Source organism: Pseudomonas sp. 30_B (assembly GCF_017491605.1).
GTDB lineage: Bacteria > Pseudomonadota > Gammaproteobacteria > Pseudomonadales > Pseudomonadaceae > Pseudomonas.
Genome location: NZ_JAFGYY010000031.1, coordinates 40,571 through 48,442, shown reverse-complemented (window position 1 = coordinate 48,442; position 7,872 = coordinate 40,571). Strand labels below are relative to the sequence as shown.

At 46.4% G+C, this 7,872-nt stretch carries 15 protein-coding genes and 1 pseudogene; 3 read left to right on the top strand and 13 right to left on the bottom strand.

Features of this window, described 5'->3' with window-relative positions; all coding sequences use genetic code 11:
* The first annotated feature begins 192 nt into the window (after positions 1-192).
* Positions 193-387 (top strand): YlcI/YnfO family protein, encoded by a 195-nt coding sequence (locus tag J5M67_RS24595; protein ID WP_001421937.1) that lies wholly within the window; start codon positions 193-195, stop codon positions 385-387.
* 164 nt (positions 388-551) lie between these two features.
* Here J5M67_RS24595 and ybcW read toward each other — a convergent pair whose 3' ends face one another.
* Positions 552-758: a protein YbcW gene (gene ybcW / locus J5M67_RS24590; RefSeq protein WP_001031427.1), complete on the bottom strand. Its 207-nt coding sequence runs from the start codon at positions 756-758 to the stop codon at positions 552-554.
* 243 nt (positions 759-1,001) lie between these two features.
* Between ybcW and J5M67_RS24585 the strand changes: the two genes are divergently transcribed.
* Both J5M67_RS24585 and bor read left to right on the top strand, forming a co-directional pair.
* Positions 1,002-1,454 carry a DUF1398 domain-containing protein gene (locus J5M67_RS24585; protein WP_223248938.1) on the top strand — a complete coding sequence of 151 codons (453 nt, stop codon included), beginning with the start codon at positions 1,002-1,004 and terminating at the stop codon, positions 1,452-1,454.
* Between the two features lie 289 nt (positions 1,455-1,743).
* A complete protein-coding gene (gene bor, locus J5M67_RS24580; protein WP_000738492.1) occupies positions 1,744-2,037 on the top strand; it encodes a serum resistance lipoprotein Bor in 294 nt (97 codons plus the stop codon).
* A 31-nt stretch (positions 2,038-2,068) separates the two neighbouring features.
* Here the strand turns inward: bor and rzpD are convergent, their stop codons facing one another.
* The 12 genes and pseudogenes from rzpD to J5M67_RS24515 all read right to left on the bottom strand — a co-directional run bounded on the left by rzpD (position 2,069) and on the right by J5M67_RS24515 (position 7,852).
* Positions 2,069-2,530, bottom strand: coding sequence for a prophage endopeptidase RzpD (gene rzpD / locus J5M67_RS24575; protein WP_000092275.1), 462 nt, complete (start codon positions 2,528-2,530; stop codon positions 2,069-2,071).
* Positions 2,527-3,003, bottom strand: coding sequence for a glycoside hydrolase family protein (locus tag J5M67_RS24570; RefSeq protein WP_000229403.1), 477 nt, complete (start codon positions 3,001-3,003; stop codon positions 2,527-2,529). Before J5M67_RS24570 ends, rzpD begins: the two co-directional genes overlap by 4 nt.
* A pseudogene (locus J5M67_RS29660) lies at positions 2,987-3,304 on the bottom strand (phage holin, lambda family). The gene J5M67_RS24570 and the pseudogene J5M67_RS29660 overlap by 17 nt, the downstream one beginning before the upstream one ends.
* 682 nt (positions 3,305-3,986) lie before the next feature.
* Positions 3,987-4,610: an antitermination protein gene (locus J5M67_RS24555; protein ID WP_001235459.1), complete on the bottom strand. Its 624-nt coding sequence runs from the start codon at positions 4,608-4,610 to the stop codon at positions 3,987-3,989.
* Positions 4,607-5,272, bottom strand: a complete 666-nt coding sequence (locus tag J5M67_RS24550; protein WP_001271136.1) for a serine/threonine protein phosphatase — start codon at positions 5,270-5,272, stop codon at positions 4,607-4,609. The genes J5M67_RS24555 and J5M67_RS24550 overlap by 4 nt, the downstream gene beginning before the upstream one ends.
* Positions 5,250-5,456: a phage NinH family protein gene (locus J5M67_RS24545; RefSeq protein WP_002901791.1), complete on the bottom strand. Its 207-nt coding sequence runs from the start codon at positions 5,454-5,456 to the stop codon at positions 5,250-5,252. Before J5M67_RS24545 ends, J5M67_RS24550 begins: the two co-directional genes overlap by 23 nt.
* The gene (locus J5M67_RS24540; protein WP_001108044.1) at positions 5,453-6,064 is read right to left on the bottom strand and encodes a recombination protein NinG; all 612 of its coding nucleotides are present in this window, start codon (positions 6,062-6,064) and stop codon (positions 5,453-5,455) included. Before J5M67_RS24540 ends, J5M67_RS24545 begins: the two co-directional genes overlap by 4 nt.
* Entirely contained in the window at positions 6,057-6,227 is a 171-nt protein-coding gene (locus J5M67_RS29980; RefSeq protein ID WP_000566997.1) for a protein NinF, read from the bottom strand. The genes J5M67_RS24540 and J5M67_RS29980 overlap by 8 nt, the downstream gene beginning before the upstream one ends.
* Positions 6,224-6,406, bottom strand: a complete 183-nt coding sequence (locus J5M67_RS24530; protein WP_000113775.1) for a NinE family protein — start codon at positions 6,404-6,406, stop codon at positions 6,224-6,226. The genes J5M67_RS29980 and J5M67_RS24530 overlap by 4 nt, the downstream gene beginning before the upstream one ends.
* Complete coding sequence (gene ninD, locus J5M67_RS24525) at positions 6,373-6,543, bottom strand: protein NinD (RefSeq protein ID WP_223368622.1); 171 nt, start codon at positions 6,541-6,543, stop codon at positions 6,373-6,375. The genes J5M67_RS24530 and ninD overlap by 34 nt, the downstream gene beginning before the upstream one ends.
* Positions 6,543-7,415, bottom strand: a complete 873-nt coding sequence (locus tag J5M67_RS24520; RefSeq protein WP_000611491.1) for a phosphoadenosine phosphosulfate reductase family protein — start codon at positions 7,413-7,415, stop codon at positions 6,543-6,545. The genes ninD and J5M67_RS24520 overlap by 1 nt, the downstream gene beginning before the upstream one ends.
* A complete protein-coding gene (locus J5M67_RS24515) occupies positions 7,412-7,852 on the bottom strand; it encodes a recombination protein NinB (protein WP_000736903.1) in 441 nt (146 codons plus the stop codon). The genes J5M67_RS24520 and J5M67_RS24515 overlap by 4 nt, the downstream gene beginning before the upstream one ends.
* Positions 7,853-7,872 lie beyond the last annotated feature (20 nt).

The following is a 7,872-nucleotide window of genomic DNA, read 5'->3' as shown; positions in this document are numbered from 1 at the left end:
TGTCGGATCACCGGAAAGGACCCGTAAAGTGATAATGATTATCATCTACATATCACAACGTGCGTGGAGGCCATCAAACCACGTCAAATAATCAATTATGACGCAGGTATCGTATTAATTGATCTGCATCAACTTAACGTAAAAACAACTTCAGACAATACAAATCAGCGACACTGAATACGGGGCAACCTCATGTCAACGAAGAACAGAACCCGCAGAACAACAACCCGCAACATCCGCTTTCCTAACCAAATGATTGAACAAATTAACATCGCTCTTGAGCAAAAAGGGTCCGGGAATTTCTCAGCCTGGGTCATTGAAGCCTGCCGTCGGAGACTAACGTCAGAAAAGAGAGCATATACATCAATTAAAAGTGATGAAGAATGAACATCCCGCGTTCTTCCCTCCGAACAGGACGATATTGTAAATTCACTTAATTACGAGGGCATTGCAGTAATTGAGTTGCAGTTTTACCACTTTCCTGACAGTGACAGACTGCGTGTTGGCTCTGTCACAGACTAAATAGTTTGAATGATTAGCAGTTATGGTGATCAGTCAACCACCAGGGAATAATCCTTCATATTATTATCGTGCTTCACCAACGCTGCCTCAATTGCTCTGAATGCTTCCAGAGACACCTTATGTTCTATACATGCAATTACAACATCAGGGTAACTCATAGAAATGGTGCTATTAAGCATATTTTTTACACGAATCAGATCCACGGAGGGATCATCAGCAGATTGTTCTTTATTCATTTTGTCGCTCCATGCGCTTGCTCTTCATCTAGCGGTTAAAATATTACTTCAAATCTTTCTGTATGAAGATTTGAGCACGTTGGCCTTACATACATCTGTCGGTTGTATTTCCCTCCAGAATGCCAGCAGGACCGCACTTTGTTACGCAACCAATACTATTAAGTGAAAACATTCCTAATATTTGACATAAATCATCAACAAAACACAAGGAGGTCAGACCAGATTGAAACGATAAAAACGATAATGCAAACTACGCGCCCTCGTATCACATGGAAGGTTTTACCAATGGCTCAGGTTGCCATTTTTAAAGAAATATTCGATCAAGTGCGAAAAGATTTAGACTGTGAATTGTTTTATTCTGAACTAAAACGTCACAACGTCTCACATTATATTTACTATCTAGCCACAGATAATATTCACATCGTGTTAGAAAACGATAACACCGTGTTAATAAAAGGACTTAAAAAGGTTGTAAATGTTAAATTCTCAAGAAACACGCATCTTATAGAAACGTCCTATGATAGGTTGAAATCAAGAGAAATCACATTTCAGCAATACAGGGAAAATCTTGCTAAAGCAGGAGTTTTCCGATGGGTTACAAATATCCATGAACATAAAAGATATTACTATACCTTTGATAATTCATTACTATTTACTGAGAGCATTCAGAACACTACACAAATCTTTCCACGCTAAATCATAACGTCCGGTTTCTTCCGTGTCAGCACCGGGGCGTTGGCATAATGCAATACGTGTACGCGCTAAACCCTGTGTGCATCGTTTTAATTATTCCCGGACACTCCCGCAGAGAAGTTCCCCGTCAGGGCTGTGGACATAGTTAATCCGGGAATACAATGACGATTCATCGCACCTGACATACATTAATAAATATTAACAATATGAAATTTCAACTCATTGTTTAGGGTTTGTTTAATTTTCTACACATACGATTCTGCGAACTTCAAAAAGCATCGGGAATAACACCATGAAAAAAATGCTACTCGCTACTGCGCTGGCCCTGCTTATTACAGGATGTGCTCAACAGACGTTTACTGTTCAAAACAAACCGGCAGCAGTAGCACCAAAGGAAACCATCACCCATCATTTCTTCGTTTCTGGAATTGGGCAGAAGAAAACTGTCGATGCAGCCAAAATTTGTGGCGGCGCAGAAAATGTTGTTAAAACAGAAACCCAGCAAACATTCGTAAATGGATTGCTCGGTTTTATTACTTTAGGCATTTATACTCCGCTGGAAGCGCGTGTGTATTGCTCACAATAATTGCATGAGTTGCCCATCGATATGGGCAACTCTATCTGCACTGCTCATTAATATACTTCTGGGTTCCTTCCAGTTGTTTTTGCATAGTGATCAGCCTCTCTCTGAGGGTGAAATAATCCCGTTCAGCGGTGTCTGCCAGTCGGGGGGAGGCTGCATTATCCACGCCGGAGGCGGTGGTGGCTTCACGCACTGACTGACAGACTGCTTTGATGTGCAACCGACGACGACCAGCGGCAACATCATCACGCAGAGCATCATTTTCAGCTTTAGCATCAGCTAACTCCTTCGTGTATTTTGCATCGAGCGCAGCAACATCACGCTGACGCATCTGCATGTCAGTAATTGCCGCGTTCGCCAGCTTCAGTTCTCTGGCATTTTTGTCGCGCTGGGCTTTGTAGGTAATGGCGTTATCACGGTAATGATTAACAGCCCATGACAGGCAGACGATGATGCAGATAACCAGAGCGGAGATAATCGCGGTGACTCTGCTCATACATCAATCTCTCTGACCGTTCCGCCCGCTTCTTTGAATTTTGCAATCAGGCTGTCAGCCTTATGCTCGAACTGACCATAACCAGCGCCCGGCAGTGAAGCCCAGATATTGCTGCAACGGTCGATTGCCTGACGGATATCACCACGATCAATCATAGGTAAAGCGCCACGCTCCTTAATCTGCTGCAATGCCACAGCGTCCTGACTTTTCGGAGAGAAGTCTTTCAGGCCAAGCTGCTTGCGGTAGGCATCCCACCAACGGGAAAGAAGCTGGTAGCGTCCGGCGCCTGTTGATTTGAGTTTTGGGTTTAGCGTGACAAGTTTGCGAGGGTGATCGGAGTAATCAGTAAATAGCTCTCCGCCTACAATGACGTCATAACCATGATTTCTGGTTTTCTGACGTCCGTTATCAGTTCCCTCCGACCACGCCAGCATATCGAGGAACGCCTTACGTTGATTATTGATTTCTACCATCTTCTACTCCGGCTTTTTTAGCAGCGAAGCGTTTGATAAGCGAACCAATCGAGTCAGTACCGATGTAGCCGATAAACACGCTCGTTATATAAGCGAGATTGCTACTTAGTCCGGCGAAGTCGAGAAGGTCACGAATGAACTAGGCGATAATGGCGCACATCGTTGCGTCGATTACTGTTTTTGTAAACGCACCGCCATTATATCTGCCGCGAAGGTACGCCATTGCAAACGCAAGGATTGCCCCGATGCCTTGTTCCTTTGCCGCGAGAATGGCGGCCAACAGGTCATGTTTTTCTGGCATCTTCATGTCTTACCCCCAATAAGGGGATTTGCTCTATTTAATTAGGAATAAGGTCGATTACTGATAGAACAAATCCAGGCTACTGTGTTTAGTAATCAGATTTGTTCGTGACCGATATGCACGGGCAAAACGGCAGGAGGTTGTTAGCGCGACCTCCTGCCACCCGCTTTCACGAAGGTCATGTGTAAAAGGCCGCAGCGTAACTATTACTAATGAATTCAGGACAGACAGTGGCTACGGCTCAGTTTGGGTTGTGCTGTTGCTGGGCGGCGATGACGCCTGTACGCATTTGGTGATCCGGTTCTGCTTCCGGTATTCGCTTAATTCAGCACAACGGAAAGAGCACTGGCTAACCAGGCTCGCCGACTCTTCACGATTATCGACTCAATGCTCTTACCTGTTGTGCAGATATAAAAAATCCCGAAACCGTTATGCAGGCTCTAACTATTACCTGCGAACTGTTTCGGGATTGCATTTTGCAGACCTCTCTGCCTGCGATGGTTGGAGTTCCAGACGATACGTCGAAGTGACCAACTAGGCGGAATCGGTAGTAAGCGCCGCCTCTTTTCATCTCACTACCACAACGAGCGAATTAACCCATCGTTGAGTCAAATTTACCCAATTTTATTCAATAAGTCAATATCATGCCGTTAATATGTTGCCATCCGTGGCAATCATGCTGCTAACGTGTGACCGCATTCAAAATGTTGTCTGCGATTGACTCTTCTTTGTGGCATTGCACCACCAGAGCGTCATACAGCGGCTTAACAGTGCGTGACCAGGTGGGTTGGGTAAGGTTTGGGATTAGCATCGTCACAGCGCGATATGCTGCGCTTGCTGGCATCCTTGAATAGCCGACGCCTTTGCATCTTCCGCACTCTTTCTCGACAACTCTCCCCCACAGCTCTGTTTTGGCAATATCAACCGCACGGCCTGTACCATGGCAATCTCTGCATCTTGCCCCCGGCGTCGCGGCACTACGGCAATAATCCGCATAAGCGAATGTTGCGAGCACTTGCAGTACCTTTGCCTTAGTATTTCCTTCAAGCTTTGCCACACCACGGTATTTCCCCGATACCTTGTGTGCAAATTGCATCAGATAGTTGATAGCCTTTTGTTTGTCGTTCTGGCTGAGTTCGTGCTTACCGCAGAATGCAGCCATACCGAATCCGGCTTGTGATTGCGCCATCCCCATAGCAGCCATCACATCAGTACCGGAAAGAGAGTCAGAAGCCGTGGCCCGTGGTGAGTCGCTCATCATCGGGCTTTTTGGCGAATGAAATTTAGCTACGCTTTCGAGTCTCATGCGCCTTCTCCCTGTACCTGAATCAATGTTAGGTTTCCGCAGAACACTGCGCCGGTATCGATATACATTTGGTTGGCAAACTTGAGTGGTTTCACTGCTGGCGTATGACCAAAGATGAACGTGTCCGCGCCTTTGATTTCTTTCACGATCCCGTTTTGTGAGTTGCTGATTCGTTCGCGGTTCCAGATTACCTGCTGATGATCAACTGGCTTTCCAAACTCGTATTCGTCAAAGGGATAATCGGCGTGGCAGATAACATATTTTTTATCTTTGCTCACCAGTTCGATGATTAACGGAAGTTCATCTGCTTTATGGGCAAGAGCTTTAGCCAGAATTTCTTTGTCGTAATCGAGATTAAAGAACCAGCCACCGCCATTAAGCAGCCAGTGATTAACGTTTCCACGCTCTGATAAGCCATCAATCATCATTTGCTCATGGTTTCCACGTACAGCTCTGAACCAGGGGAATGTGATTAATTCCAGGCATTCAACGTTCTCTGCACCACGATCAACCAAATCGCCCACCGAGATAAGCAGGTCTTTTTTGTTGTCGAATCCAATCGTATCCAGTTTGTTCATCAGGTTCGTGTAGCATCCGTGCAGATCGCCAACTACCCAAATATTTCGGTATTTGCTGCCATCAATTTTTTCGTAATAGCGCATCTCTTTCACTCCATCCGCGATGAACCATGAGAACGTCGTTGACGATGGCGTGCATTTTCCCGTCTTTATCATCAACGTATTTTCTGACCGTACCGCGACTACATTTCAGTCTGCGTGCTACTTCTGTCTGATTTCCGTATGTTTCAACGAGCATGTCTGGAATGGTTTTTACTGAGAACGTCATGCGGCCTCACTTCTGCTATTTCGCAGGTCTTTGAGTTTCTGTTGGTACTCTGCCTTGATCGCCTTGCACTCTTCGATAGTCCAGCGATGGCGGTTATGGTTTGATTCGATTTCGTCTACTGCTTCCTGCCCGATGCGGCTAATCAGTTCGACGCGATACGGAACGAGATTTCCGCTTTTGTGCTGGTTGCACACCACGCATTGCTTGTGAATATTGCGTTCATTAAATCGGAGTTGAGGTGCCGCAGCAGTTGTCCGGTAATGTCCGGCATCCCACTGAGCAGACGTGAGCGTTCCGCACGAGATACATGGTAAGTCGCGGTCTCTTTCTCTGATGAAGGCGTTTACGGCTTGTTGGGCTTGTTTAATCCAGTAACTGCGGGGCTTTAAGGCGAGTTTTCGAATCTTAAGTTTATCTTTCTGTTTCTGCTCCTCTCGTCGTCGTTTCTTCTCTGCTGCTTTTTCCGCTTTTTCGCGTTCTTTACTTCGTCGTTCGAGTGCTATCTTGGTTCCACACTCTGGAGAGCACCACCACTGATTAGCGAATGCAGGGTGAAACCATTCCCGGCATTCATCGTTTTTACATCGTCTTCGCGCTGGTTTAGCCATCATCTTCTTCCTCGTGCATCGAGCTATTCGGATCGCTCATCAGTTCTGCGCAGCAGTGCTCACACACGTGAACTTCCAGCACATGCAGCTTCTGACCGCAGTTAGCGCACGTTAAAGCTCGCTCGACGCTTTCTTGTTCGTAACTTCGATTTTGGTCAATCACCTTGTTTTCCTCGCACGACGTCTTAGCCACCGGATATCCCACAGGTGAGCCGTGTAGTTGAAGGTTTTTACGTCAGATTCTTTTGGGATTGGCTTGGGTTTATTTCTGGTGCGTTTCGTTGGAAGGTATTTGCAGTTTTCGCAGATTATGTCGGTGATACTTCGTCGCTGTCTCGCCACACGTCCTCCTTTTCCTGCGGTAGTGGTAACACCCCTGTTGGTGTTCTTTCACACCGGAGACACCATCGATTCCAGTAAGGTTGATTTGGTCGGAAGCGGTTATCTTCTTTGCATTCACCGCACCGATAACATCGCATCATGCAGCTTCCCTCCCGAAGTCGAAATCAAGCTGCCCTCCAAATATTTCGCATGACTCAGAACAAGAGCCGGTATCGAATCTTTTAGCTCGTACCATGTCCTGATACAGGGCTTGATAATCATTTTCTGAATACATTTTCGCGATACCGTCCAGCGACATTCTTCCTCGGTACATAATCTCCTTTGGCGTTTCCCGATGTCCGTCACGCACATGGGATCCCGTGATGACCTCATTAAAAACACGCTGCAATCCCTCCTCATCTTTGCAGGCAAGTCCGATTTTTTGCGTTGATTTTTTAATGCAGAATATGCAGTTACCGAGATGTTCCGGTATTTGCAAATCGAATGGTTGTTGCTTCCACCATGCGAGGATATCTTCCTTCTCAAAGTCTGACAGTTCAGCAAGATATCTGATTCCAGGCTTTGGCTTTAGCCGCTTCGGTTCATCAGCTCTGATGCCAATCCACGTGGTGTAATTCCCTCGCCCGAAATGGTCATCACAGTATTTGGTGAAGGGAACGAGTTTTAATCTGTCAGTGCAGAACGCGCCGCCGACGTATGGAGTGCCATATTTCTTTACCATATCGATAAATGGCTTCAGAACAGGCATTCGCGTCTGAATATCCTTTGGTTCCCATACCGTATAACCATTTGGCTGTCCAAGCTCCGGGTTGATATCAACCTGCAATACGGTGAGCGGTATATCCCAGAACTTCACAACTTCCCTGACAAACCGATATGTCATTGGATGTTCACAACCTGTATCCATGAAAACGTAATGCACGTCTTTACCTGCCCGTCGCTTTTGCTCCATTAGCCAGAGCAAATATGCTGACGTCCTGCCACCGGAGAAACTAACGACATTTATCATGCAGCCCTGTCTCCCCATCTCGCTTTCCACTCCAGAGCCAGTCTCGCTTCGTCTGACCACTTAACGCCACGCTCTGTACCGAATGCCTGTATAAGCTCTAATAGCTCCGCAAATTCGCCTACACGCATCCTGCTGGTTGACTGGCCTATTACCACAAAGCCATTCCCGGCAAGGTTAGGAACAACATCCTGCTGCTTTAATGCTGCGGTAAACACACACTTCCAGCTTTCTGCATCCAGCCAGCGACCATGCCATTCAACCTGACGAGAGACGTCACCTAAGCAGGCCCATAGCTTCCTGTTTTGGTCTAAGCTGCGGTTGCGTTCCTGAATGGTTACTACGATTGGTTTGGTTGGGTCTGGAAGGATTTGCTGTACTGCGTGAATAGCGTTTTGCTGATGTGCTGGAGATCGAATTTCAAAGGTTAGTTTTTTCATGACTTCCCTCTCCCCCAAAT

Excerpts from the sequence above, each read along its gene's own strand:
- J5M67_RS24520 (WP_000611491.1), bottom strand. The coding sequence starts at position 7,415 with ATGATAAATGTCGTTAGTTTCTCCGGTGGCAGGACGTCAGCATATTTG.
- J5M67_RS24595 (WP_001421937.1), top strand. The coding sequence starts at position 193 with ATGTCAACGAAGAACAGAACCCGCAGAACAACAACCCGCAACATCCGC.
- J5M67_RS24555 (WP_001235459.1), bottom strand. The coding sequence starts at position 4,610 with ATGAGACTCGAAAGCGTAGCTAAATTTCATTCGCCAAAAAGCCCGATG.
- ybcW (WP_001031427.1), bottom strand. The coding sequence starts at position 758 with ATGAATAAAGAACAATCTGCTGATGATCCCTCCGTGGATCTGATTCGT.
- bor (WP_000738492.1), top strand. The coding sequence starts at position 1,744 with ATGAAAAAAATGCTACTCGCTACTGCGCTGGCCCTGCTTATTACAGGA.
- ninD (WP_223368622.1), bottom strand. The coding sequence starts at position 6,543 with ATGCGATGTTATCGGTGCGGTGAATGCAAAGAAGATAACCGCTTCCGA.
- J5M67_RS24570 (WP_000229403.1), bottom strand. The coding sequence starts at position 3,003 with ATGGTAGAAATCAATAATCAACGTAAGGCGTTCCTCGATATGCTGGCG.
- rzpD (WP_000092275.1), bottom strand. The coding sequence starts at position 2,530 with ATGAGCAGAGTCACCGCGATTATCTCCGCTCTGGTTATCTGCATCATC.
- J5M67_RS24545 (WP_002901791.1), bottom strand. The coding sequence starts at position 5,456 with ATGACGTTCTCAGTAAAAACCATTCCAGACATGCTCGTTGAAACATAC.
- J5M67_RS24585 (WP_223248938.1), top strand. The coding sequence starts at position 1,002 with ATGCAAACTACGCGCCCTCGTATCACATGGAAGGTTTTACCAATGGCT.
- J5M67_RS24540 (WP_001108044.1), bottom strand. The coding sequence starts at position 6,064 with ATGGCTAAACCAGCGCGAAGACGATGTAAAAACGATGAATGCCGGGAA.
- J5M67_RS24515 (WP_000736903.1), bottom strand. The coding sequence starts at position 7,852 with ATGAAAAAACTAACCTTTGAAATTCGATCTCCAGCACATCAGCAAAAC.
- J5M67_RS24550 (WP_001271136.1), bottom strand. The coding sequence starts at position 5,272 with ATGCGCTATTACGAAAAAATTGATGGCAGCAAATACCGAAATATTTGG.